The 22,942-nt window shown below is 62.6% G+C and carries 23 protein-coding genes; 7 read left to right on the top strand and 16 right to left on the bottom strand.

Annotated features, from left to right (window positions below; genetic code table 11):
- Positions 1 to 5: 5 nt before the first annotated feature.
- From E3374_RS06240 to arcS, 4 genes are all read right to left on the bottom strand, one after another.
- Positions 6 to 1,082, bottom strand: a complete 1,077-nt coding sequence (locus E3374_RS06240) for an archaeosine biosynthesis radical SAM protein RaSEA (RefSeq protein ID WP_136688205.1) — start codon at positions 1,080 to 1,082, stop codon at positions 6 to 8.
- A 51-nt stretch (positions 1,083 to 1,133) separates the two neighbouring features.
- A complete protein-coding gene (locus E3374_RS06235) occupies positions 1,134 to 1,376 on the bottom strand; it encodes a hypothetical protein (protein WP_136688203.1) in 243 nt (80 codons plus the stop codon).
- A 73-nt stretch (positions 1,377 to 1,449) separates the two neighbouring features.
- Complete coding sequence (locus E3374_RS06230) at positions 1,450 to 1,860, bottom strand: VanZ family protein (RefSeq protein WP_136688201.1); 411 nt, start codon at positions 1,858 to 1,860, stop codon at positions 1,450 to 1,452.
- The gene (arcS, locus tag E3374_RS06225; protein WP_136688199.1) at positions 1,857 to 3,605 is read right to left on the bottom strand and encodes an archaeosine synthase subunit alpha; all 1,749 of its coding nucleotides are present in this window, start codon (positions 3,603 to 3,605) and stop codon (positions 1,857 to 1,859) included. The genes E3374_RS06230 and arcS overlap by 4 nt, the downstream gene beginning before the upstream one ends.
- Before the next feature lie 286 nt (positions 3,606 to 3,891).
- Between arcS and sod the strand changes: the two genes are divergently transcribed.
- Positions 3,892 to 4,494, top strand: a complete 603-nt coding sequence (sod, locus tag E3374_RS06220) for a superoxide dismutase (RefSeq protein ID WP_136688198.1) — start codon at positions 3,892 to 3,894, stop codon at positions 4,492 to 4,494.
- 144 nt (positions 4,495 to 4,638) lie between these two features.
- On the opposite strand, the gene E3374_RS06215 is transcribed toward sod, so the two are convergent.
- The 5 genes from E3374_RS06215 to E3374_RS06200 form a co-directional block, all read right to left on the bottom strand.
- Positions 4,639 to 5,136 carry a flavin reductase family protein gene (locus E3374_RS06215; RefSeq protein WP_136688196.1) on the bottom strand — a complete coding sequence of 166 codons (498 nt, stop codon included), beginning with the start codon at positions 5,134 to 5,136 and terminating at the stop codon, positions 4,639 to 4,641.
- A 9-nt stretch (positions 5,137 to 5,145) separates the two neighbouring features.
- Positions 5,146 to 5,313, bottom strand: a complete 168-nt coding sequence (locus E3374_RS17095) for a hypothetical protein (RefSeq protein WP_169051787.1) — start codon at positions 5,311 to 5,313, stop codon at positions 5,146 to 5,148.
- Positions 5,310 to 6,251, bottom strand: a complete 942-nt coding sequence (locus E3374_RS06210) for a winged helix-turn-helix domain-containing protein (RefSeq protein ID WP_136688194.1) — start codon at positions 6,249 to 6,251, stop codon at positions 5,310 to 5,312. Before E3374_RS06210 ends, E3374_RS17095 begins: the two co-directional genes overlap by 4 nt.
- A 95-nt stretch (positions 6,252 to 6,346) precedes the next feature.
- Positions 6,347 to 7,816 carry a tRNA guanosine(15) transglycosylase TgtA gene (gene tgtA, locus E3374_RS06205; RefSeq protein ID WP_136688193.1) on the bottom strand — a complete coding sequence of 490 codons (1,470 nt, stop codon included), beginning with the start codon at positions 7,814 to 7,816 and terminating at the stop codon, positions 6,347 to 6,349.
- A 25-nt stretch (positions 7,817 to 7,841) separates the two neighbouring features.
- A complete protein-coding gene (locus tag E3374_RS06200) occupies positions 7,842 to 8,408 on the bottom strand; it encodes an NUDIX hydrolase (protein WP_136688191.1) in 567 nt (188 codons plus the stop codon).
- A gap of 260 nt (positions 8,409 to 8,668) precedes the next feature.
- Here E3374_RS06200 and E3374_RS06195 point away from each other — a divergent pair, with 260 nt between their 5' ends.
- The 3 genes from E3374_RS06195 to E3374_RS06185 all read left to right on the top strand — a co-directional run bounded on the left by E3374_RS06195 (position 8,669) and on the right by E3374_RS06185 (position 10,803).
- A complete protein-coding gene (locus E3374_RS06195; protein ID WP_136688189.1) occupies positions 8,669 to 9,190 on the top strand; it encodes a DoxX family protein in 522 nt (173 codons plus the stop codon).
- 13 nt (positions 9,191 to 9,203) lie between these two features.
- On the top strand, positions 9,204 to 9,470 hold the full coding sequence (locus E3374_RS06190; RefSeq protein ID WP_136688187.1) for a hypothetical protein: 267 nt from the start codon (positions 9,204 to 9,206) through the stop codon (positions 9,468 to 9,470).
- A gap of 85 nt (positions 9,471 to 9,555) precedes the next feature.
- Positions 9,556 to 10,803: an aminotransferase class V-fold PLP-dependent enzyme gene (locus E3374_RS06185; protein ID WP_136688186.1), complete on the top strand. Its 1,248-nt coding sequence runs from the start codon at positions 9,556 to 9,558 to the stop codon at positions 10,801 to 10,803.
- Positions 10,804 to 11,002: 199 nt separating this feature from the next.
- On the opposite strand, the gene E3374_RS06180 is transcribed toward E3374_RS06185, so the two are convergent.
- Together E3374_RS06180 and E3374_RS06175 are read right to left on the bottom strand one after the other, a co-directional pair.
- Entirely contained in the window at positions 11,003 to 12,313 is a 1,311-nt protein-coding gene (locus E3374_RS06180; protein WP_136688184.1) for a hypothetical protein, read from the bottom strand.
- Between the two features lie 376 nt (positions 12,314 to 12,689).
- Positions 12,690 to 13,751 carry a hypothetical protein gene (locus E3374_RS06175; RefSeq protein WP_136688182.1) on the bottom strand — a complete coding sequence of 354 codons (1,062 nt, stop codon included), beginning with the start codon at positions 13,749 to 13,751 and terminating at the stop codon, positions 12,690 to 12,692.
- A 352-nt stretch (positions 13,752 to 14,103) separates the two neighbouring features.
- On the opposite strand from E3374_RS06175, the gene sufU reads away from it, so the two are divergent.
- The gene (gene sufU / locus E3374_RS06170; protein WP_136688180.1) at positions 14,104 to 14,544 is read left to right on the top strand and encodes a Fe-S cluster assembly sulfur transfer protein SufU; all 441 of its coding nucleotides are present in this window, start codon (positions 14,104 to 14,106) and stop codon (positions 14,542 to 14,544) included.
- Between the two features lie 49 nt (positions 14,545 to 14,593).
- On the opposite strand, the gene E3374_RS06165 is transcribed toward sufU, so the two are convergent.
- Positions 14,594 to 14,956, bottom strand: a complete 363-nt coding sequence (locus tag E3374_RS06165; RefSeq protein WP_136688178.1) for a hypothetical protein — start codon at positions 14,954 to 14,956, stop codon at positions 14,594 to 14,596.
- Positions 14,957 to 15,111: 155 nt separating this feature from the next.
- Positions 15,112 to 17,151: a heme-binding protein gene (locus E3374_RS06160; RefSeq protein WP_136688176.1), complete on the bottom strand. Its 2,040-nt coding sequence runs from the start codon at positions 17,149 to 17,151 to the stop codon at positions 15,112 to 15,114.
- A gap of 128 nt (positions 17,152 to 17,279) precedes the next feature.
- Here E3374_RS06160 and E3374_RS06155 point away from each other — a divergent pair, with 128 nt between their 5' ends.
- Both E3374_RS06155 and E3374_RS06150 read left to right on the top strand, forming a co-directional pair.
- Positions 17,280 to 17,633 (top strand): ArsR/SmtB family transcription factor, encoded by a 354-nt coding sequence (locus E3374_RS06155; RefSeq protein ID WP_136688174.1) that lies wholly within the window; start codon positions 17,280 to 17,282, stop codon positions 17,631 to 17,633.
- Positions 17,630 to 17,941 carry a DUF7521 family protein gene (locus E3374_RS06150; protein WP_136688172.1) on the top strand — a complete coding sequence of 104 codons (312 nt, stop codon included), beginning with the start codon at positions 17,630 to 17,632 and terminating at the stop codon, positions 17,939 to 17,941. Before E3374_RS06155 ends, E3374_RS06150 begins: the two co-directional genes overlap by 4 nt.
- 137 nt (positions 17,942 to 18,078) lie before the next feature.
- Here the strand turns inward: E3374_RS06150 and E3374_RS06145 are convergent, their stop codons facing one another.
- From E3374_RS06145 to E3374_RS06135, 3 genes are all read right to left on the bottom strand, one after another.
- The gene (locus tag E3374_RS06145; protein ID WP_136688170.1) at positions 18,079 to 19,257 is read right to left on the bottom strand and encodes an outer membrane lipoprotein-sorting protein; all 1,179 of its coding nucleotides are present in this window, start codon (positions 19,255 to 19,257) and stop codon (positions 18,079 to 18,081) included.
- 483 nt (positions 19,258 to 19,740) lie between these two features.
- Positions 19,741 to 21,504: a site-2 protease family protein gene (locus E3374_RS06140; protein ID WP_136688168.1), complete on the bottom strand. Its 1,764-nt coding sequence runs from the start codon at positions 21,502 to 21,504 to the stop codon at positions 19,741 to 19,743.
- Between the two features lie 193 nt (positions 21,505 to 21,697).
- The coding region (locus E3374_RS06135) for a site-2 protease family protein (protein ID WP_248299402.1) at positions 21,698 to 22,942 on the bottom strand (1,245 nt) is incomplete at its 5' end.

Below are 22,942 nucleotides of genomic sequence, written 5' to 3'. Positions count from 1 at the left end.
GATCGCTACTGGGCTAGGGGCAACGAGTAACTCTTCTCTCGGTCGCACACTGTGTCCCACGTCCGCTCGCACTCGCACTCGACTTGCGTGAACACACTCGAATCCTGCCGGAGGTTGAAATCCTTGATGGCCGTCTGGACACGGTCGTCACACTCCCCGCAGTTGTGCGGCCCGCGGTCGCTGCCGTGACCGACGGGATCGGAGACGACGGTGACGTCTTCCTCGGCCGTCTCTCGAAGGACTTCGACGACGCTCCAGAGCCACGGCGGACGGTAGCCGCCGTCGAAGTACAGTTGCTCGACCATCGTGTAGCGCTGGACGTTCGTCGGGTTCATCGAGACAGTGTGACATCCTTCGACGGCCCCACATCGCTCAACCGAGGAAATCATGTCCTCGATCGTCTCGCTTTCGCTGAGGAAGGGAGGCTTCATGAGGAGATAGGCCTTCACGCCCGCCTCTGCGGCGACGGCCTCCGCGCAGGCGTCCTCGAAGTCTGCGAAGTCGAAGTACTTGTTGACGCAGTCGTGGCGAACCTGGTCAGTCGCCGTCTCCAAGCCGATCGCCACGTCCGTTTCAAGTCCTTGCTCACGGAAGTCAGCGATCTTCTCGCGGTCGACGAAGTCGGGGAGTGACTCGACGACGATGCGATCGCGGTCGCCGAACCGTTCGGCGATCGCCTGCCTGCTCTCGGCGGGGACCTCGCGTTCGTCGAGGAAACTTCCAGACGTGTAGATTTTGACCTGCCGGCAGGTGCCGTCGTGAGTTTCGCGCTCCTGATCGAGTGCGGTGTCGATCTGGGCGAGGAGGTCCTCGTGGGCGACCGTGCCGCCGTCGACGCTCTCGGCGACGTAGCCACACATCGTGCAGCCGCCGGCTCGTGCCCACCGACACCCGCCGGTGTTGAGGACGATCGTCAGCGAATCGAGGACGCCGTCCGGGGTGTTGTCCCGGTCGATCCAGACCCGGGTGGGTTCGTCGGGTTCGTAAGAAGCGTCGTTGCGGGAGCGGATCTCCCGCATCACCTGATTATGGGCGTCCATACCCTTCCCGCGCTCGTAGACCTCCGGACTCGGCTGGCTCATTGGAGAGCGATAGCCGGTCAGTGCCTAAAGCCCCTGCGGGACGACCGGACGCTACGTTTCGCGCTCTTCTTCCGCCCACTCCCGACCTGCTTGTTCAACCCGCTCACGCTGCTCCGCGGAGACTCCCGACTCGCGTGCCGCCTCCAGTTGGGACTCGATGAGCGTATTGAGTTGCGGGCCCCAGACGTCCGGTGGGTTCTCTTGAATGTAGGTGACCCACCGCTCGACCTCCGCGCGGCGCTGCTCGCGATTGCGCTCGTGTTTCTCCGCCAGTGGATCGCTCGAGTCGGTCATATTCGTCTTCGACGTCGAGGGCGTCTACCCATCGTTATAGTTCAGGTACATTGAACTTTTCTCGAATGCCCTCTCAGAATCGCCGAAACCCGAGTGCCGCCAGCGCGGCCCGGCCATAGGCCCACACGGCGACTACCACGACGGCCCCGACGGCGTCCGCGAGGATGTCCCCGACGGCAAACGATCGGTAGGGAATCAGTAGCTGAACGAGTTCGAGCAGCGTCCCGTAAGCGACGACGATGACGGGCACGACGGCCGGATGGAGCGTCGAGCCACCGGGAACGTCCAGCAGTGCGTACACCAGCGTCAGACTGAGGGCGGCGTACCCGAAGACGTGCAGCCAGGTCGCCCGCGTAAGGAGGCCAAACGGCCCATATCGGGCGATCCCCGTCGAGGGCTCGACGACCGCCGCGAGGAAGAGGATGGCCGCGACGACGAGCACGACCAGCCACCGTAGCGGTCGGCCGCCCCACCGGGAGCTCATTTCTCCGTGACGTGGCGGACTTCGCTGGCGATGCCCCGAGAACTCCGGGCCATCTCGGGGCCACTCATGTTCGCCCGGCCAACGGCAAACGCGTCTGGCCCCTCGAAGACGACCTCGTCGCCGACCCGGATCGACTCATCGGCGTCGAGAATCCCGGGCGCGAGGACGCTCCCGTGGGGGACGAACCCGCCGATCTCGACGCGTTTGGTGGGCACGTCTGATTCGATCCACCGGCGAGCGCCCGCAAGCGTCAGCGAGAGGACGCCGTACTCGGGGACCATCGCCGCGAGTTGCTCGCCGTCGGCGTCGTTCGCGCGGAGCTTGGGGTAGTGACTCTCGACCTGTAGATCCCCGAAGATCGCCTCGCCGGCTCCCGCGCCGAACTGGTAGTCGGCGATCGCCCGAATGACGTTGTGCTGGCGCTCGCGCTTGCGGTATTTGGGCTTGCCCGCGAGCGCCTCCGAGAGATTCGCGAGCGATTCGTCGGTCGTGGGATGGGCCTCGACGGTGTACTCGAACTCGCGATCGAGGCGCTCCTCGACGCGCTCGGTGATCGCCCGGTAGTCCTCGGGCACGTGGGCGATCACACGGGGATACTCGTTCGATTCGAGGTAGGCTTCCAGCACGTCGACGACGAACTCGATCTCCGTTTCGGACCACCGGCCGGTCACGACACTGTCGTAGTGCTGGGCGGGATAGGTGAGTTCGAGTTCCTGGGGGACGACGCCGATCGGCGAAGTCATCGAGGCGACGTGGCCCCGGAAGTGGATCGCGTCCTGGAACTGCCCGTGGCTCTGGGAATCGCTGTAGGGTTTGGTCGCGGAACACGGGACAAGCACCAGCGGCGCGTCGAACCGACAGCGATAGCGTTCGGTGACCCGCTCGGCGAAGCGCTGGATCTCGACACGGTCGAGTGTCTCGGCGCTCGCCGCCGTGATCTCGGCCTTCCGGACAAGCGGCGTTCGCTGTTCGAGGTAGGCGTACTGGTCGTCGAGCCGTCGGAACGTCGCCGTCAGCCACTGCTCGTGGCGGGCCTGGCCTTCGAGATAGTCACGGAGACGCCCCTCGCGGATGCGGTTGCGCACGGCCGCCAGTTCGGCCTCGAGGGTGGCGACGTTGTGCTCAAGGCAGTCCTCGCGGTCGAACTCGTCGATCCCCTGCCGGCAGACCTCACAGGCACACGGAAGTTCATCGAGGGCATCCAGTCTGAACTCGCCGTCGGGGGTGAGATACCACCCCTGCGTCCCGCGGACGACCGCCCGGTCTGTGTCGAAGAGATCGACGCCCGCGTACGCCAGGGTTGCAACGTTGCCGGGCGTGGCGACGCCGGGCAGGTAGAGGCCGGCGTCCGGCGGGATCGACTCGCGTGTGGCAACGATGGCGTCGACGAACGCCTCGCTGTGGCCGACGAGCCCCGATCCGCCGGAGAGAACGTAGGCGTCGGTGCCGTGATCGGCGGCCGTTTCCGGGGTGACGACGGCGGCGGTCGGATATTCGATGTCTGGGACGGCAGGGTCGAAGGCCGTCTGGACCTCATCAGGTGTTCCGGCCGGGAAACCGCGATGGGGAAGGACAGTCAGCGTCTCCTCATCGCCGTCGGGAACCGACCTGTCCGCCGTCCAGAGGCTGCCGGCGTCGGTGAGAACGTCGTCGATCAGCGCCGGCGTGGTGATCGACTCGGCGAGCCGGAGGTCACCGATCCTGGCGGCCCCGTCGCGGTCGATCACCTCGAAGTACTCGGTCATGGAACCCATTCGGAGACCCGCTCACAACTATCTTTCCAGTCGAAGCTCCTCACAACTCGACTCTGCCGGCATTTGATCCATACGTCATCTGATTTTATTCGGATATATGCGGGATCTGTTCGCGGCAACCAATAAATGATGGCATCTATATGTTTTTATTTTGTTTGTGCCGATAAATGCCCTTTTATAGCCAATTTTACGGATATCTTAAATATCAGACTCACTTCTAAAATACGCTACAGGGAACGTTCATATCCTTCTCGCCCATCAGTCGAAAATGCATAACATGAGCGACTACGAGCTACCGCCGCTGCCGTACGACTACGACGCACTGGAACCGCACATCTCCGAACAGGTACTGCGCTGGCATCACGACACCCACCACCAGGGCTACGTCAACGGGTGGAACGCCGCCGAGGAGACCCTCGCCGAGAACCGCGAAGCAGAGGAGTTCGACTCTTCGGCGGGTGCGATCCGCAACGTCACGCACAACGGGTCGGGCCACGTCCTGCACGACCTCTTCTGGCAGTCGATGAGTCCCGAGGGCGGCGACGAACCCGAGGGCGACCTCCGCGAGCGAATCGAGGAGGACTTCGGCTCCTATTCGGCCTGGAAGGGCGAGTTCGAGGCGGCCGCGAGCGCGGCCGGCGGCTGGGCACTGTTGGTCTATGACACCCACAGCAACCAACTTCGCAACGTCGTCGTCGACAAGCACGATCAGGGCGCGCTCTGGGGGAGTCACCCCGTCCTCGCCCTGGACGTCTGGGAACACTCCTACTATCACGACTACGGCCCCGCCCGCGGCGAGTTCGTCGAGAACTTCTTCGAAGTCGTCGACTGGGAAGAGCCCGCCGCCCGCTACGAGCAGGCTGTCGGTCTCTTCGAATAGCTGAGCGACGCCGTCCCAAACACCCGATAGTGGGCATTTTGCGAACCCATTTTCCGGCCGCTGAACCGTCGGTCACCCGATCACGGCGATGGTCGAAATAGCCGTGTCTCAAGACATCGTTTCGCAAAGTAATGTCGTCGGTGATCAGGAATCGTCGGACGACGACGCAATCGTTCCCCACTCCCCGCGGTGATACGTGAGCGGTTCACCGTCCGGGTTCAGGAGTTCGGCAGCTTCGACCCGGCCGACGTAGACCGTGTGATCCCCGGCCTCGAAGCTATCGTACAGCGAACAGTCGACGTACGCGAGGTCGTCGTCGAAGATGGGGGCACCCGTAGCCGGCGCGTCGGTCGCCTCGGCGAGCGGATCGCCCTCGTCGGTCATGCCAGCGAAGAATTCGCCACTCTCGCGCTGTTGCCGAGAGAGGATGTTGACCGCGAATCCATCGTCGTCCCCGTCAGCGAGCCGCCGGTGGGCATCGGTGTCGTGATCCAGCGAGACGAGTACGAGCGGCGGGTCGATCGACAGACTGGCGAAGGCGCTAACGGTGATCCCGTGCGATGGGTCCGCCGGCAGCGTCACGACGGTCACGCCGGTCGCGAACTGGCCGAGAACGGCCCGAAACTGTTCTGCGTCGACCATCGTTACCGATCACTCCGTCCGACCGCCCGCGTCGTCAATGCGATCCATCCAGTCGATGCGATCCATCCAGTCGATGATAGCAGCGTCATACGGCGTTTCGAAGGGCTCGATCGGCTTGAGTGCTTGCTGTAGCCGAATCCAGTAACGGATCTGAGATGTCGATCGCGTCGACGTCACTCCGGGAGACGCTCGACGACAGCAGTCTCGATCACGGAAACCGTTTCGTCGAGAAGGACGCGGAGTTCGTCGCCCTCACAGGGGAGAGTTACCCGGACGCGAAGCGGGTTCTCGTCGACGATTTCCGTGTGTTCGTCGCTCACGCACCAGTCGAAACGCCAGAACTGTTCGGCGTTCAGATCGACGCCACGCTTCGAGAAGAACACCAGGACATCGGCGGCGTCCAGCAGCGTGATCCCGACGGTCGACTCGAGACGATAGCCACAGCGCTCACAGACGTGTTCGACGGCGACGTCCAGGTCGTCCTCGTCGGGATCAGCAACGAGGTCGGTCTCGACCGAGCCGGTACACTCGGGGCAGACGCCGTCGGCGGCCAGACAGTAATGGTGGCGGACGTAGTGCTGGAAGGCTTCCAGGACGTCCTCGGTCGTGCGGTCGTCGAGTCCACCGGCGGGAAACGGGTAGCTGACCTGAATCGTCCCGCAGTCGGTACAGCCGATCGAGAGTTCGTCGTCGACGTACCAGCCGTGCAGCGGCCCGTCACAGGCGTAACACGACCCAGCGACGGGGAAAAAGCCCAGCTGGGCACGCTCGGTCAACGTGCCGGTGAAGATCGAACTCACGACCTTCCGGCCGGGATACCGGAACTCGTAGCCGTCCTCGCGGTGAGCGATGAAATGTCCCGTCAACTTTTCGAGGTGATAACTGAAGTTCGCGCTGTCGTCGACGTCGATCCGCTCGAAGATAGCCGTGAAGCTGACCGGCTGCTCGTCCGCGCCGAGTTCCAGCATGGCCCGGAGAATAGCCACCCGTGTGTCGTTGCCCAGAATAGAGAAGACCTCCGACGGTGCGATCCGTGACTCGGTCCGGCCGAGAGTCCCCTCGGTCTCCGGAGTGGACGAGCCGATGGAACCGCCGGTCCGATCGAATTGACTCATATCGGGCGCACGACGAGCGGACGGGAAAACGTGCGGGTGCTGTCAGTCCTTACCGGGATCGCTTCTGGCTGCGATCGCCAGACGGAGGCGGGAAATCACTCTTTTGACGTGTGGCTCACCTCGACGCTGTCAGGAAGTACGTCGAGCGCGCTGGCCGGCCAGCCATCGCCGAGGAGGGTTATCGAGGCGTCGGCAGTCGCAAGGCGGGAGACGCCTCGCGCGGCTTCCAGGTAGGCCCGCTCGTCGAGGTGATCGGGCACTTCGGCGGTGAGTGGGTACGTCTGGTCGAGCCCCCGTGGAACTGGACCGAACGGCGGGTAGACTTCCCAGATCTCCTCGAACTCCTCGTCGCTGGCCGCCGGATCGACTGTCAATAGGAGGTCATCGGGGGGTGACAGTTCGGCGAGGCGGTCGTGATGACGGCGGACTTCCGGTCGACCGGCGCTCTCCCCCGAGAGATAGAAGAAGGCGTCCTTGGAGGCGGGATCGGTCGTCTCGAGCTGGTCGGCGTGTTCGAGCAGCGCTCGATATCCGTCGAGAACGGCCGGGTGTGCCCGCGCACGCGCCTCGACGAGTTCGAGTAGATTCCCCCGCCGGATAGCCTGCTTGATGCGACGCATCTCACCGAAGGAGACATAGAGATTGTGTTCGGCGAGGCGTTCGGTCCGTGCGTCGTCCGGGAGGTCCCGCACAGCTGCTGGATCGTGTTCCGTACAGACGGGACACTCACAGGGGAAGTATTCAAGGTCCTCGAGATGACGGGTGCCCCGCACGGTGAGATAGCGATCGTCCCGGGCGTACAGCGCGTAGGCGGCCGAATCGAAGAGGTCACAGCCGGCCGCCACGGCGAGGGCGAACATCATGGGATGGCCCGCGCCGAAGAGGTGCACCGGGGCGTCCTCGCCGAGTCCACGCTTTGCCCCCATGACCGCCTCGATCATGTCGCCGTAGCGGTAGTCGTTCATCAACGGCACCATCGCGCCGACCGGGAACACGTCCAGTCCCGTGCCATAGGCGTCTTCGGCAGCCCGCTCGCGAAGGTCGGGATACGTCGAGCCCTGGACGGGCGCATTGATGAGCATCTCGCCGAGGTCGAGGCTGGCGGCGGCTTCCAGGCGCTTCTGGGTGGTCGCCAGTTCGTCGACGGCACGCTCCCGGCCCACGTCGGGGGGTGTCGGGATGTCCACGGGCGTGGCGATATCCGTGCCGATATCGTCCTGGAACTCCAGGATCTCCCGGCTGGTAACGTCGATCTCGCCGTACTCGGCCAGCTGGAAGGAGCCCGAGTCGGTCATGATCGCACCGTCGAATCCGAGCAGTTCGTGCAGGCCGTCCTCGAGTGCGGGCTCCCGCACTTCCTCGCTGCCGTAGATGACGTAGCTGTTGGTGATGAGCATCTCGGCTCCGAACTCCGTCTCGAGTCGGCCGGGATCGATCGTCTCGTGATGGGGATTGATCACCGGCAGGAGGGCAGGCGTCTCGACGGTGACGTCCGCCCGGGGGACGGTTAACTCGCCGAGTCGCCCCGCGGCGTCGTAGCCGCGGATTTCGAAGTGATCGCGCATGCCCCTCCCTGGACGATCCGCGGGCCTAAGGATTCCGTTCCGCGACGCCTTCGAAGAGCGCGTAATAGAGCACGCCGAGCATCGTTCGACCGTCCCGTAATTCGTCCTCCCGGGCCGCCTCGACGAGCGCATCGAACGTGGTGGTCTCGACGGCGATGGACTCGTTGTAATCGAGGTTCCGATCGGCCGTCGGCGTACAGTCGGTCGCGAGAAAGTAGTGAAACACGGCGTCGGAGAAGCCGTTGGCCGGTTCGACAGTCGTCAAGTGTTCGACGGTTCCCGGCTCGTAGCCCGTTTCTTCCCCGAGTTCCCGTTCGACGGCCGTCGCGGGATCGTCGTCATCGGATTCCAGACTCCCTGCCGGGAGGCCGTAGTTTACCCGCCTGATGGCCTGTCGCCACTCCTCGATGACCACCACATCGCCGTCCCGGGTGAACGGGAGGACGACGACACTCTCGCCCTCGGCGAGGTAGTCGAAAGTCGTCTCGGTACCGTCGGGCAGTTCGACGGCCTCGGTGATCACGTCGAACCCTTCGCAGGTGTAGGCCGTCCCCGAATCGATGGTCTCCCAGGCGAGCGTGTCTTCGGACATATCGAGGGGGTCGTCCTCAGCTCGGAAAACTGCCCGGGTCCTGACCCTGCTCGCCCGTATAAGATCCATTATAGAATAGTGTTGGGTACCTAAAACGATTGGATGAGATGGAATTCGAGATCACGACGTTGTGGGCTCCAGGCAGAAGCTCCAGCGGTATTTGGGCGAGCTAAGATCCCCTACAAAGGTTATCAGGAAGTGAAAATAGCACCCCCTTTAATATACCTCTCCGGAGAAGTCAGAGTGTGAGGTAGGTACCAATGGCAAACACCGAGGTGAACACGACCCTGTTCGGGACGAATGTATCGTACGAGATAGACGGTAGGTGGCTGGCCTACTGGACGCTGTTGCTGCGATTGATCGTCGGTTGGTGGTTCCTCCACGCCGGGTTAGACAAGATCCTGAACTGGCCCTTCGACGCGAGTTGGTTCGTGGGTTCGGAAGGGACAGTCGTCTCACCGATCATGGCGCCGTTCAGTAGCGGAATCGGGCTCGAAATCGTGAATTTCATGGTTCCGGTCGGGCAGACGCTGATCGGGCTCGGCCTGATCGTCGGCTGCCTGCTCAGGCTGGCCGCGTTCTTCGGGGCCTTCCTGATGGTCTTCTTCACGACGGCCAATCAGGACTGGGCCCACGGCATGGTCAACGGCGACCTGATGGGACTGGTGTTGTTCATCGCGCTGATCGTTCTCGGCGCCGGTCGTGTCTGGGGGCTCGATGCGTACATCGAGCGGACTGCCCTCGTCCGGAACAACCAGTGGCTGCGATACATACTCGGCTAAGGAGGTGACAAACATGGCAACCAACACTACTACGGAGACGATGGCGGACAAGGTCGCGATGGCGCTCGGCGGCGGACTGATCATCCTGGGAGTCGTCGTGCTAGGACTGCTCGAATCGATCGCCGGCAGATCGGCCGGTCCAGTGAACGGAGACGGCGCCGTCCCCGACACTGTCCTGATCGATCCGACCATCCGGGCGGGACTTATTCTCGTCGGCGTCATTGTATTGCTGCTGTACGCGATGTACGCGTTCGCGATCCAGCAGCACCTCGGCGAGTAGACCAGTCGTACCCCGTTTTCGCAGTCGCCCACCTCTTCTAGGCGGACCGAAGGAAAGTTCCGTCTCGGTCCCCCATTACTGCGTAATGACGGTACGTGAGTCCGGGGCCCTCGACATCGAGTCGATCCGCGAGGATTTCCCCGTGCTGGAACGGGAGTTCGACGGCACGCCGCTAGTGTACCTTGACAACGCGGCGACGACCCAGACGCCCGAACGAGTCATCGACGCCATCGTCGAGTACTACGAGACCTACAACGCAAACGTCCACCGGGGACTCCACCAGCTCAGCCAGGAGGCCAGTATCGCTTACGAAGAGGCCCACGACCGGGTCGCCGAGTTCGTCGGCGCAACCGGTGGCCGCGAGGAGTTGGTCTTCACCTCGAACACGACCGAGTCAGAGAATCTGGTGGCCTACGCCTGGGGACTGAACGAACTCGGCCCCGGCGACGAGGTAGTCCTGACGGAGATGGAACACCACGCCTCGCTAGTGACCTGGCAACAGATCGCGAAGAAAACCGGGGCGACGGTCCGGTACATCCGGGTCACCGACGACGGCCACCTCGACATGGATCACGCCAAGGAGGTCATTGGCCCGGACACGGCGATGGTCTCAGTACTGCACGTCTCGAACACGCTCGGGGCGATCAATCCCGTCGCGGATCTCGCGGATCTCGCTCACGAGAACGACGCGCTGATCTTCGTTGACGGCGCCCAGGCCGTTCCCAACCGGCCGGTCGACGTCGAGGCGATCGACGCGGACTTCTATGCCTTCTCGGGGCACAAGATGGCCGGACCGACCGGTATCGGCGCGCTGTACGGCAAGAAAGCGATCTTAGAGGACATGGAGCCGTTCAACTACGGCGGCGACATGATCACGAAAGTCACCTTCGAGGACGCTACCTGGAACGACCTCCCCTGGAAGTTCGAGGCCGGAACGCCGAAGATTGCCCAGGGGATCGCACTGGCAGAAGCAGTCGAGTATCTCGACGACATCGGCATGGACCGGATCGCTCGTCACGAGAACGAACTCGCCCAGTACGCGATAGACCGTCTGGCAGAGTTCGACGATGTCGAAACCTACGGGCCGCCCGCGGGCGAGGAACGCGGCGGTCTGGTTTCGTTCAACCTGGAGTCCGTCCACGCCCACGATCTCGCGTCGATCCTCAACGACTACGCGGTCGCGATCCGTGCCGGTGATCACTGTACGCAGCCGCTACACGACAAGCTGGGCGTGGCCGCGACTGCGCGGGCCTCGTTCTACGTTTATAATACTCGCGAGGAGATCGACGTCCTGATCGAGGCGATGGACGACGCTCGCGAACTGTTTGCGTGAGCAGACGCGGCCTATGGCCGCGTTTGGCCGGTCCCGAAGCATCGCTGAGGGACCGGTTTTTTCGCCCACGTTTTTGCCGCGAGCGGTCGCCGAGGGCGACCCGAGCGGGAAAAAGGTGGCGTGGCGATGAACGACGCTCGCGAACTGTTTGCGTGAGCCGAAAACCGGTCACGACACCGATCCAGACCGTGAGAACGAATTAGGATGTCGATCCGGGGGATCCCCACTCCCACTTGGTGCGATCGATCTTCTCTTCGAGGCTCTCGATTCGCTCCTCGAACGACCGGTCGTCGAGATTGGCGTCTTCCTCGTCGACGATCGCCTCCGCAGTGTGTAATCGTTCGGTCGCCTGTTCGTAGTACTCGCGGGCGTCCTCGGCGTCGTCGTCCTCACAGTCCTCACCTGCGGCTTCGAGCGCACCGGCGTGTTCGATGAAAGCATCGACCGTCGCCGGAACGATCGAATCGAGTTCGTCCTCCGCCTCGAGTTCCGGGAGGTCGTCAGTTCGATCCCAGTCCGCCGCGCGGGCGGCATCGTATCGTCGGTACACTTCGTACCAGCGCATTGCTGTGGTTTCCGGGTCGCCCCCTTCAGTCGCTCTGTCGAGCGCGTCCCGTGTCGCTTCAACGTACGCACGGTCGAGCCCGTCCAGTTCCCCCCTGAACGATTCGATCTCGTCAGCCGCTTGCTGGGGTACCTGATCCAATCGGTCGGTCGCGTTTCGTAGTACAACAGCGGCTTCGACTGCACTCGTATACGAGGCACAGAACGTGGCATAATCTTTGGTCTCCTTGGCGTCCCGTGCCTCGTCGAGTTGCGCTCGACCGCGTTCGAGCCAGGCCTCGACGTAGCGTTGCTGAAACTCACGTTCTAGGTCCACTACCCGGTCGAGTAGCCGATCCAGCGTGATTTCGTTCTCGACCGGTCCGAGGGGATGCTGTCCACCATCGTGAGTCGCATGACTCCGGGCTTCCGAGAGCTTCGACTGAACACGTAACCATAGATCCGAGCCCTCACCCTCGTTCTGGATCTTCGATTCAAGCGTGTCGAATCGATCCGTGGCTGTCTTGAGAGCGTCGCCGACGTCCTGATAGATCTCGGACGCCTGTTCGACGTAATCCTCGACGGCTTCTGGATCCCCCTCCGTAGGCGAAAAACGAATGGACTCGTCACCGCCGTCCACGACCAGCGTCTTGTTCAGAAGGCCGGATTGGACAGTACACCGGCTGACTGAACCCAGTTCAAACTCGATTTCGACCGTATCTGGTTCGTCCCCGAGAACGATCATCACCCGCTCGTCCGTTACGATCAGATAAACCTCGTGATCCCCATCGGGCTCGACAGTCGTGGTCCGTCCACCCGTTTCGCGCTCGACACTGCTCCCTATCAGTACATGCGAAGGACGCTCATCGTCGCGTAACAACTCGACGAACGTATCCTCGTTGACATCTCTATCCCCACCCGAACCGCCGATCAACGAATCCGATAGCTCATTTACTCTGTCGAACATTGCTGGTTACTCCCGGGATGGACGCGCACTCTATACCTCCAATAATATCGTAGGGTATTAACTATACAGGCTCTAGATATTCCCCTATTTATCATTCATACTGAATTACTTATCGTCATATCGGTGTCGAAGGTCGGAGACGGTAGCTGTACTACCTCGTAGGGACAGCCTCGACGGTGTCGGAATGACTCACACATGAATTGACGGTACTGGATCTCAGCAATACGGACCATGAACCACCTATCTGTGTCGTCTCAATCAGGGAGTGGACTGGTTCGGCCCGACCCCTGGCGTCCGACCGGAAGGGCTCTCGGTACTGCCCAGTGCCGGCCGTGGCCTGTGACCAGTAGAACAGATCACGCCATTGTGAGAGTAGTCAGTCCATTCCCCACTCCCACTCAGTCACTTCGACTTTTTCCTGGAGTTCTTCGAGGCGCCTGTCGAAGGTTGAACTATCCCCGACTGGATGTGTTTCGGTGATCTCTTGGGCCCGCCGAATACGCGCTACCGCCTGCTCGAAGTAACTCCGGGCTTCAGCGGTATCGGTATCGAGTGCTCGCTCACCTGCTGTCTGGAGGGTCTCAGCGTGGCGCTCTAACGCGTTGACTGTCGCCTCGGCGATCGGTTCGATCTTCGAGAATGGAAAGTCAATCGAATCAACTTCCGTCCCCCAGTCGGCTTTGCGGGCGGCCGTCACACGCCGGAAGGTTTCGAGCCAGGCATTGGCAGTCTCCTCGGGGTCGTCACTTTCTGTTGCGTGCTCGTGTGCGTTACGGATCGACTCGACATACGTTTCAGCGAGTTGGTCAACCTCGTTGGCCTTCTCGGTAACCTCGTCAGCCACTTCTCGGGGCGGTGCATTGAGGTCAGCAAGCACATCCCGCAGCGAAGCCAGCGCGTCCACGGCCTCGACGTACGCTTCGCAGAATGCCGTATACTCGTTCTGTTCGAGCGCCGTTTCGGCCCGCCCCATCGTGTCGTTGATGCGGTTGATCCAGGCGTCGGTGTACCGTCGGTTGAGTTCCTTATCGGCGGCTTCAACCCGCTCAAGTAGTCGGTCAGTGTGAACCTTCTCTCGTGTAACTGACTGGCGCGCGTCCGAAAGTTCTGATTGGATCTGGAGACGAAGATATCCGATCGTTCCGCTCTCACGGACCTTCGATTCGAGTTCTTCGGTCATCTCTTCGGCCGACGCGATAGCGTCTTCGACGTCAGAGTACGCCTCAGACATCACCGTAATGTACTCCGCGATCCCTTCCGCATCGCCATGTGTGGGCGATAACCGGAGCGACTTCTCTCCTTGCTCGACTACCAGGGTCGTGTTCAGCAATCCGCTATTGACTGCTGCTCGTGATACTGACCGCAACTCGAATTCGATCTCGCAGTCGGACGGTTGTTCCCCAAGAACGACCAACACGCGATCATCGGTTGCGATCAAATATGTGTGAGACTCACCGTCGGGTTCAACTGTGGTCGTTCGTTCTCCAGTCGCGTATTCGACACTCTCGCCCACCACAACGTCTCTGGGCTGTTCGTGTTCTCGCAGTAATCCTTCAATCGGACCACTTACCGACCCAGTCGTAGCAATGTTCCCTAGCTCTGTATCCGGCAATTCCTGTATGTCATCCAACATTTCGGTATCCCTCTTTGTGAACAATGACTCGATAAAATGACCGAGAGATTATAATATTACTGATGCAATCCATTCTATCACGCTGTAGCTACTATTTCTCATGATAGGTTTTGCCGCGGAACGTTTTTCCGCCGGTATCGCCAATCTGGTCGTACCAATGGGAATCGGCGGGAGTGACATGTACCGACAGCAGATCCTCGATCACTACAAGAACCCACGCAACTACGGCGAGATCGAGGGAGCGACGTTCACGCACGTCGGCGAGAATCCGATGTGTGGCGACACTATCGAGATGGATGTCGTCCTGGACGACGATGAAGAGGTCATCGAATCCGTCGCGTTCCGTGGGGACGGCTGTGCCATCTCGCAGGCCTCGGCGTCGATGCTGTCGGAACGTCTCGAAGGCATGACGGTCGAAAAGCTGGAAGAACTCAACCGCGACGACGTCATCGACATGCTCGGTGTGGACATCTCACCCATGCGCGTAAAGTGTGCAGTCCTGGCCGAGAAGGTCGCCCAGGACGGCGCGGAGATCTACTTCGGCGAGAAAGATCTCGATGCGACCAGTACCGAAGACGACGACGTCCACGAGGAGTAACCTGCAGCGCGATTTACCTTCCTGTCCCGGTACTGTCACCCGATCACGTTCACTCGGACCGCTCGATCGTCGTGGACTCCTGATCGGCATGGTCAACTTCGACTGCGTGACCGGTGTGTCTTGCGTGGGTCTCGGCCCACCGTCGCGCCGCCCGTTCGTCCAGGCGCTGGATCGCCTCGGGACACTGCCGACAATCCGCCCGCCACGTCGAGATCCCGTCCGGAAAGTGACCGGTGTGGCGCTGATGGTCCAGGGCGAACTGCTCGAACGCCTGGTTCCCCACGGCGACCTCTTCGAGTTCGTACGCGAGGTCCCACTCCCGACCACAGCGCTCACAACTGACCGTCGGGAGGTCTTCGACGTCGGCAGGACCGGGCGGGACAGTCGGATCCCCGTCGCTATCGTTCGACATGGCAGTCCATAGGCGGGGATACACTTGAGACCACCTTTTCCGCTCGCGCTCGCGCAAAACGTGGGAAAAATCTCATACGGATTATTGTCGATTATTTCAGGATGACGCCGACCCGGGGGTCGACGGATACCGGTACATCACGAGAATAATCCGTATCAGGCCAGGAAGACGTGCCGGGGCTGATCGGCCAACACTTCACGTCCCCATTCGACAGTCTCGCGGAAATCGTCCGAACGGAAGAAGGCCATCGCGTCCTCGCGGGCGTCCCAGTTCGAGGCGATGAACATGTCGGTCTCCTCGTCGTCGTTGACCAGCAGCGCCGTCCCCCGGTGGCCGTCCATCCCTGCCAGTTTCTCGCCGACAGTCCCGAACGTGTCGACGAACTCTTCGCGGTAATCGGGCTTGACCCGATAGAACATCCCCATCGTGGCGAACCCGTCGCCTTCGCCCGCTCGGCCGAGGACGCCCGGCAATTCTGTCAGGACATCGGCGGCCGACTCGGCATCCTCGACCCCTTCCCAGAGACTGACGACCGCGGTCGCTTCTCTGTCGCCGACTGCAGTTACCTCGCCCACTTCGGGTTCGTAAATGGCTGTCCTGACATGGCCGTCGGCGTGCGCGAAGCGGTCCTTGAGTTCTTCGACAGGCCCAGCGAGTTCATCAGCGTCGGCCGCTGAGTACACCACCATGGCGTAGACATCCTCACCGTGGGGTTGGCCGGCGTAGACGCCCGCTTCGGCGAGTTCGGCCCTGACAGACGCGGCCGTCCCCTCGTCCGTCCCCGCTTCGGCCGTGGATCCGTTGTCGCTCGTGTCTGCTGTCTCATCACCGGCCGATCCGTCGCTGTCCTGCTCGTCGCCGAGAACGCCCCCGTAGCGCTCGTTGATGCCTGGAAGATCACCGAGAAAGCCGGCAGCGGTCTCGGCGGCGTCCTCGGCAGTCCACACGGACGCGACCGCCGATCGACCGCCCGATGCCCGGGTGACGGTCGTGACGTGGCGGTCGTAGTGATCGAAGTTTTCCCGGAGACCCGCCACGTCCTCGGCCAACTCCTCGGCGTTGGCGTCCGAATAGAACAGCAGGCCGAACTCACCACCGTCGTAATCTTCTCCCTCCCGGAGCCCGACCTGGAATAGCCGTTCGTCGAGGTTCTCGACCCTGGAGAACGTCGCGTCGCCCGTGTCGGGCCGACCGCCGACGCTCTCGGGATGTCCACCAGTGTCGTCCCCATCCGTCGTCTTGCCGTGGCCCGATTCTGCAGGCGGATGATCCACAGGGGTGTCGTCGCTTTGCTCCGTCGTCATCTCGTGTGGGTGTGTCGTCGCGTCCGTGCCGTCTGCGTCACGCTCGGCCGCCGCGTCCGGCGTCGGCGCGCGATCCGTCCCGCTACTGTCGCCACCGGCCGCCGCGGCAAGCGGCTCGCCAGCGAGATACGCCTCCAGGTCCTCAGGTGCCATCCGGCGGCCGACCCAGAAGGGACCGAACTCGGCGTACTTCGAGCTGGAGGGGTCGAACCGCATCTCGTAGAGGAGTTCCTTGATATCCGTCAGATCGTCGGCCCACAGCGTCACGCCCCACTCCCAGTCGTCGATCCCGATCGCACCGGTGATCATCTGGGTGACCTTGCCGGCGTACTCCCGGCCGATATCGCCGTGAGCGTCCATGTGTTCGGCCCGTTCTTCGAAGGGCAGGTCGTACCAGTTGTATTCGGGATCGCGACGTTTGTTCATCGGATAGAAGCTGACGTGTTCGGCGTCGGGAATCTCCGGTTCGATACGCGAGCGCATGTACTTCGCCAACCCGGAGTTCTCGTCGAGTTTCCCTTCCAGAAATTCGCGAGCGCGTTCGGAGTACCCCGAGGCCTCCGTCACGGAAACGAACGACTCGGTCCGTTCGGTAAAGCGAGCAAGTGCCGTCCGCTCGAAGCGCCGTTCGAGCGCGTCGAGGTCCACCGTCGTCGGTCGAAGGTGGACGACCAAGAGGTCCGCCTCGTGTCCGAGCATCGCGTAGACGGCTGAGTCGCCCTCTTCGGCGTCACCCACCGTCGTGGCCGCTTCGAGGAAATCGCGCCCTTCCTCGACGGCGGTGTCCTTGCTCCGCCGGGAGGCCTCGCGCCAGGCGTCCCAGTCGATCGTCCGGAAGTCGTGCAGCGCATACCACCCTTCGGTCGTGAGCGGGGCCTCGCGTCTGACCATGATACGAATCAGTTCGGTCCTCGCGGTAAGGAACCTTACCCTTCCCCCCAACTTCATCCCCTTTTCGACGACTGCCGACCCAGCAGTCGAGAGATGGTTTTTAACCCCCGCCGCGTCGAAATTTGACCGTGAGCGAGGATCGCGACGAGGCGGAAATACTCGCCCTTCTCGACGACGAATACGCCCGCGAGATCCTCACAGCCACGAGTGCCCAACCCATGTCAGCAGACCAGCTCACCGAACGGTGTGACGCGTCGGACTCGACGATCTACCGCCGCGTCGATCGCCTGAAAGAACATGATCTGATCGAGGAACAGACACAGTTCGATCCGGACGGTCACCACTATAGCGTCTACGTCTCTCGACTCGAGTCTGTCAACGTGACCTTCGAGGACGACGAGTGCCAAATCGAACTGCAACGACGTCCGCCGGCCGAGGAAGACCCGGCCGATCGCTTCACCAGGATGTGGCAGGACCTATGATCGGGAGCGTCGACCCCGTCGAGGTGGCGACAGTCTCGATCCCGCTGGCCTCCGCGATGCTTGGCCTGGTCATCGGCTACCAGGCCTATCGGGGCTTTCGCCGCCACGACAGCACCTCCATGCGATATCTCTCGTTGGGGCTAATCCTGCTCACGGCGGTTTCGTTCTCGCTTGCAGCCTTCGGAACACTATTGTTACGCTGGGGAGTCATCCCACTATCCTTCGAGACGCCGATACTACTCCTGGCGCGGATTACCCAGTTCGCCGGGCTGGTCTTCATCACGTACTCGCTGTATCGCCGCCCCTGACGGGATCGCGGGCACTCGAAACTCGTTTTCATCGTCGAAGTTCCGTTGTCGACAGTTCGTCGCGGAGGTCCCCTGGAGACGGTTCGCCATCGAGGTTCCGCCATCGATACCAATCACTCGCGATCGGACGGTCGCCGTCACCCGCAGTCGATCGACCGGGCGATCGAGAGCAACGTCTCCTCCCCGACCGGCCCGCTCACGGTATAGGACCGCCCGTCACACGCCCAGGTCACGTAGTCGCTCTCGCCGAGGTCCAGCAAGCGACCCTCGCGCCCGGAGATATCGACCGACTCGCCAACGTCCGACTCGCTCGCCGTCCCGGGACTCGTCAGGACCGAGACGTTCGCCGTCCCGTTCGTATATTCGAGCGTGACCGTCGCGTTACCCTCAAATATCGACCGGCGTCCCTCGGCGAATTCGAATCCGGCGGGCACCTCGGGATCCGGTAGCGGGGTCTCAACCGCTGTCGAGAGTGCTTCCCGCGAGTCATACGTCTCGGTCTCGGGTGCCGATTGCGTAACGATCGTGGCGTTCTCGGGCGGATCGAACGCGAACGTTCCTTCGGGCACGTCCGGATTGAACGTCACGTTCCGATAGGTAACAGTCGATGTCGTCGACTCGTTGCCGATCGAGACCGTCGTGGTCGTCTTGACTGGATAGTACCACTCCCTATCGAACCACATCGTCGTGTTCCCGACGAGTTGTTCGTCGTCGATCGGCCGTATGTGGACGACGTAGGATTTCCGACCGGCGACCGATTCCGTGCCACCGTAGGTAAGCGTCACGTTCCCGTAGATCGAGACGGCACTCGCTCCGGCGGTCACCGGGCCACTGGCCCGGGGAACGACGGGGAGTTGTGAGATCGAGGCTTCGGTCGGTTCTCCCCGCTCAGCCTCGTGAAGTCGATCGAAGATCGTTTCGACGGTCCCGAAGGGCCGACTGCGATTCGACAACGAGAGGTTCGTCCGGAGAACTTCGACCCGGTTGTCCGAACGGTTGTACATCCATATCGCCGTGCCGTTCGATCCGATGGTCACGCCTTCCTGTGGACCGGAGACGATCGTCGCACGTGACGCACCCGTCCGGAGGTTCCGGAGCGCCCTGATGCGCGATGGCTCGGTGGCCGTTCCGTTCGAGATCTCCGTGGCGATCGTGGTTTCGATCGTCTCCAGGGAGTCCAGTTGGCTACTGACCGTCTCGCCGTCCGGGAGCGAGCCGGATCCTCCGGAGAGCACTCCACAGCCGGCGAGAGAGACAGCGAGTACGGCGACCGAGAGGATACCCAGCAGCCGCCACGTCGGTTCGGGGACCTGCATACGGGTTATGGCTTGTCACGGGTGCCGTCAAAAACGTTCCGCCGGCCGGCGTACCGTGTTGGCCATCACACATCCAAGTGTTCGAGGAGTGAATGCATGGGAAATAGAACCGAGCGCATGGGAAATCGAATCTGACAAGACACGACCGGTTCGGAGGTCTCGCAGTTCGTGGGGTATGCCTTGGCGAGCAGGGGGTGAGGACTGACGATTCGGAATTCTCTCAGGTGGTTCCGCACCGTCGAGCGACTGTTAGTTCGCATGGTCCGCAACGATATCGGATCGATGCGAACGGGCGTGACGGAATTCAGGGCGATCGAGATCCGTCGAGCGTCCGGCCGGAGGGGCCATCGCAGTCAGCAGGTCCGCAAGGGTGGAGGGCCGAAGTCGTCAGGGGACCATGCAAGAACTCCTACGTCACGGGATCACTTATGAACCGACGCAGGCCTTCGGACCCGGCAGGGCGGAGAAAGACTTAAATATTGTTCAGGGGAGGATCATCGGGCCGAACAGCATCACGAGCAGGCTGGCGAACATCACCAGCCCCACCGAGACGGTCACAATCTTCACCGTCCAGCGCCTGTTCAGCGGCGTCCTGGCGACGATGGCTTCCGTACTCGCCCGGAGCATATGCCCGCCGTCTAAGGGGAACAGCGGGATCAGGTTGAAGACGGCGAGGTTGAGATTGATCCAGGCGGTCCAGAACAACAGGTTCGCCAGCACGAACACCCCGCCACCGAGGAACCCCAGCGACCCACCGACTGTGTAGAACTCTGTGATCGGGCCGATGAATCCCGCGAAGTTGAACGGGACCAGCGGGCTGGCGATCGTGGCGAACGGGAGAGTGATGATCGAAAAGAGCCGTTCGGCCATCGTGAGGCCCAGGTCCTGTCCGTCCCCGCCCAGGAGGCTCAGATACGCGTCTGCGGGGTAGGCACGGATGCCGAAGTCGTTGACCGCCACGCCGCTGACGCCAGACTGGACGCCCGAAACGCCGAGAAAGCCCACGTCCGCGCGTGGATGTTTCCCCAGCGTGACGTTGTAGGGGCGTGACCGGCCGTCGACGATCGCTTCGACCTGGACCTCCTGACCGGGAGTCGTCCGGTCCAGCGCCTCGGAGAGATCCCCGCCCGTCACGATGCGCTCCCCGTCAAAGCGGGTCACGACGATCGACTCGCCGATGGGTGCGCCGGCGTCGGCCAGCGGTTCGTCAATCGCGACGTCGCTGACGTAGGCACCGATCGGACCGGTCGTCTCGGTACCGTTAGCCGTCGTTAGGGTTGCGATCGTCCGGTTTTCGAGTGCGGCGCGGAACGCTTTTGCCGTGTGGACGTCAGTCTCGTTGACGCGAGCTATCGTGTCGCCGCTGGTCACGGCGAGTGGTCCGTCCTCGATCGCCGTCGTGACGAACACCGAGCGCTCGATCCGCCTGGTCTCACCCCCGCGCAGGGACACGTCGACGGTCCGGCCCGCAGCACCCTCAAGCGCATCGGTGAGCGTCGACTGATTCGTGACCTTGGTACCGTTGACCCCAGTGATAACGTCTCCCTGTTGGATCTCCACCTCATCGGCGGGTGATCCCGGCAGCGAACCGCCGACAGCCACCCCATCGACCGCCGCGATCGAGCCCGCCACCGGGCCGAACAGCAACAACAGCGCCAGTATCGTCAACGCAAAGTTGTTAGTGACGCCCGCGGCGAACATCCGCGTCTTCGATCCGCGGTCGGCCGCCCGCTGGCTCTGCTCGTCCGGTTCGACGAAGGCACCGATCGGGAGGACGGTGAACAACGCCAGGCCCATCGAGTCGATCTCGATGTCCTCGACCCGACAGAGCAGCCCGTGGCCACCCTCGTGGACGATCATCGCCACCGCCAGCCCGAAGACGATCTCCGGGGCTGCGGCGAGGGGAAGAAAGTCGTTGAGCCCCGGGATCACCAGGGCGTTTTTGGGTTCCTGAATCGGGTTTGCCCCTGGCTGCTGGAGGCTCGCGATCCCCGAGAGGACGATCGTCAGGAACATCCCGACCATCACGAGCAGGGCGAATCCCAGCCCCACGTTCGCCCAGGCTCGCCAGAACCGCCGGTGGCGCGCCAGTCGTTCGAGCAAGGCACGCCCGCGAGCAGTACGGATCGTCGTGATCGGACCCGAGACGCGCACGAACGACGGGAGATACCCCCGGCGACGGAGCACCGTCGTGGCGACCATGTAAGCGAGAACGCCGGCGAGGACCAGCGTCAGCGTGTCGACCATCTATCCGATCGGACGGTCCGGTGCGGGAAGAGAATTGCGTCCTCCGGCCGGCGTCGTCTGGGGGCTGATCGCTCCGAGACGGCGCCCGAGGCCGACGATATCCCTCCACTCATACGGATTCTTGTAGATTATTTCCGGATGACGCTGACCCGGGGGGTCGACGGATACCGGTACATCACTACAAGAATCCGTATCAGGCGAGCACCATCGGACCGAACAGCATCACGAGCAGGCTGGCGAACATGACCAGTCCCACCGAGACGGTTACCACCTTCACCGCCCAGCGTCTGTCGACAGGCGTCCGAGCCACGATCGCCTCCGCGCTCGTCCGGAGAATGTGTCCCCCATCCAGAGGGAACAGCGGGATCAGGTTGAACAGCCCGACGTTGAAGTTGATCCAGGCGGTCCAGAACAACAGGTTTGCCAGCGCGAACACCCCACCGCCGAGGAACCCGAGCGGGCCGCCGATCGTATAGAAGTTCGTGACGTAACCGCTAAAGCCCGCAAAGCCGAACGCACTGGGGTCCAGGAGCGTCAGGAACGGCAACGTCAGGAACCACAGGAGCTGTTCACCCAATCCGAAGTCGACGTTCCCGCTCCCGTCACCGCCAAGCACCGCGAGCGTCCGTTCGGCCGGATAGCCGCGGATTCCGAACCCGAAGTCCTCGACGGTGGCGCCTGAATACCCCCGTTGCACCCTTGCCACTCCGAGGAACGCGTTGTCCGATTCATCTCGACCGAGCGTGACGTTGTAGGTCGCCCGCGTTCCATCGACGTACGCCTCGACAGTTACCCGATCGCCCGGCTCCATCCCATCCAGCGTCTCGACGAGAGCGTCGCTGTCGAGGATCCGACGATCACCGATCCGGGTGACGACGGTCGGTTCGCCGGCCGGCGCACTCGCGTTCGACAGCGGGGCATCCGCTAGGATACGACTCACATAGGCACCGACCGGGGCCGTCGTTTCGGTCTCCCCGCTCGTCGTCATTGTCACGACAGTGCGGTTCCGGAGTGCCCGCTCGAAGTCCCCGATCGTCTCGACAGCCGTCCCGTCGACCGCCGTGATCGTGTCGTTCGCAGCGAGGTCGAACGGCCCGTCCACCACGGCCGCCGTGACCGTCACCGACCGATCGATCGGGACCGTCTCGCCCCCCTGCAACGTCACCGCGGACTCGTTGATCGACGTGATGACGTCACCCTGTTCCAGCCCGGCCCGATCGGCGGGTGAGCCCGCGAGTACGCCGCCGACAGCCACCCCGTCGACGGCTGCTATCGATCCCGCCACCGGGCCGAACAGCAACAACAGTGCCAGGACCGTCAGCACGAAGTTGTTGGTCACGCCCGCGGCGAACATCCGCGTCTTCGATCCGCGATCGGCCGCCTGCTGGCTCTGTTCGTCTGGCTCGACGAAGGCACCGATCGGGAGGACGGTGAACAG

Origin of the sequence: Halorhabdus amylolytica, assembly GCF_004944975.1 — an archaeon.
GTDB classification, from domain to species: Archaea; Halobacteriota; Halobacteria; order Halobacteriales; family Haloarculaceae; genus Halorhabdus; species Halorhabdus amylolytica.
Note: the sequence above shows the minus strand (reverse complement) of the source record. Positions and strands in the feature narration are given on the sequence as shown.

Bases quoted from the DNA above. Each gene is read 5' to 3' on its own strand.
- E3374_RS06240 (WP_136688205.1), bottom strand. From the start codon at position 1,082: ATGAGCCAGCCGAGTCCGGAGGTCTACGAGCGCGGGAAGGGTATGGAC.
- E3374_RS06235 (WP_136688203.1), bottom strand. From the start codon at position 1,376: ATGACCGACTCGAGCGATCCACTGGCGGAGAAACACGAGCGCAATCGC.
- E3374_RS06230 (WP_136688201.1), bottom strand. From the start codon at position 1,860: ATGAGCTCCCGGTGGGGCGGCCGACCGCTACGGTGGCTGGTCGTGCTC.
- arcS (WP_136688199.1), bottom strand. From the start codon at position 3,605: ATGACCGAGTACTTCGAGGTGATCGACCGCGACGGGGCCGCCAGGATC.
- sod (WP_136688198.1), top strand. From the start codon at position 3,892: ATGAGCGACTACGAGCTACCGCCGCTGCCGTACGACTACGACGCACTG.
- E3374_RS06215 (WP_136688196.1), bottom strand. From the start codon at position 5,136: ATGGTCGACGCAGAACAGTTTCGGGCCGTTCTCGGCCAGTTCGCGACC.
- E3374_RS06210 (WP_136688194.1), bottom strand. From the start codon at position 6,251: ATGAGTCAATTCGATCGGACCGGCGGTTCCATCGGCTCGTCCACTCCG.
- tgtA (WP_136688193.1), bottom strand. From the start codon at position 7,816: ATGCGCGATCACTTCGAAATCCGCGGCTACGACGCCGCGGGGCGACTC.
- E3374_RS06200 (WP_136688191.1), bottom strand. From the start codon at position 8,408: ATGTCCGAAGACACGCTCGCCTGGGAGACCATCGATTCGGGGACGGCC.
- E3374_RS06195 (WP_136688189.1), top strand. From the start codon at position 8,669: ATGGCAAACACCGAGGTGAACACGACCCTGTTCGGGACGAATGTATCG.
- E3374_RS06190 (WP_136688187.1), top strand. From the start codon at position 9,204: ATGGCAACCAACACTACTACGGAGACGATGGCGGACAAGGTCGCGATG.
- E3374_RS06185 (WP_136688186.1), top strand. From the start codon at position 9,556: ATGACGGTACGTGAGTCCGGGGCCCTCGACATCGAGTCGATCCGCGAG.
- E3374_RS06180 (WP_136688184.1), bottom strand. From the start codon at position 12,313: ATGTTCGACAGAGTAAATGAGCTATCGGATTCGTTGATCGGCGGTTCG.
- sufU (WP_136688180.1), top strand. From the start codon at position 14,104: ATGGGAATCGGCGGGAGTGACATGTACCGACAGCAGATCCTCGATCAC.
- E3374_RS06165 (WP_136688178.1), bottom strand. From the start codon at position 14,956: ATGTCGAACGATAGCGACGGGGATCCGACTGTCCCGCCCGGTCCTGCC.
- E3374_RS06160 (WP_136688176.1), bottom strand. From the start codon at position 17,151: ATGGTCAGACGCGAGGCCCCGCTCACGACCGAAGGGTGGTATGCGCTG.
- E3374_RS06150 (WP_136688172.1), top strand. From the start codon at position 17,630: ATGATCGGGAGCGTCGACCCCGTCGAGGTGGCGACAGTCTCGATCCCG.
- E3374_RS06145 (WP_136688170.1), bottom strand. From the start codon at position 19,257: ATGCAGGTCCCCGAACCGACGTGGCGGCTGCTGGGTATCCTCTCGGTC.
- E3374_RS06140 (WP_136688168.1), bottom strand. From the start codon at position 21,504: ATGGTCGACACGCTGACGCTGGTCCTCGCCGGCGTTCTCGCTTACATG.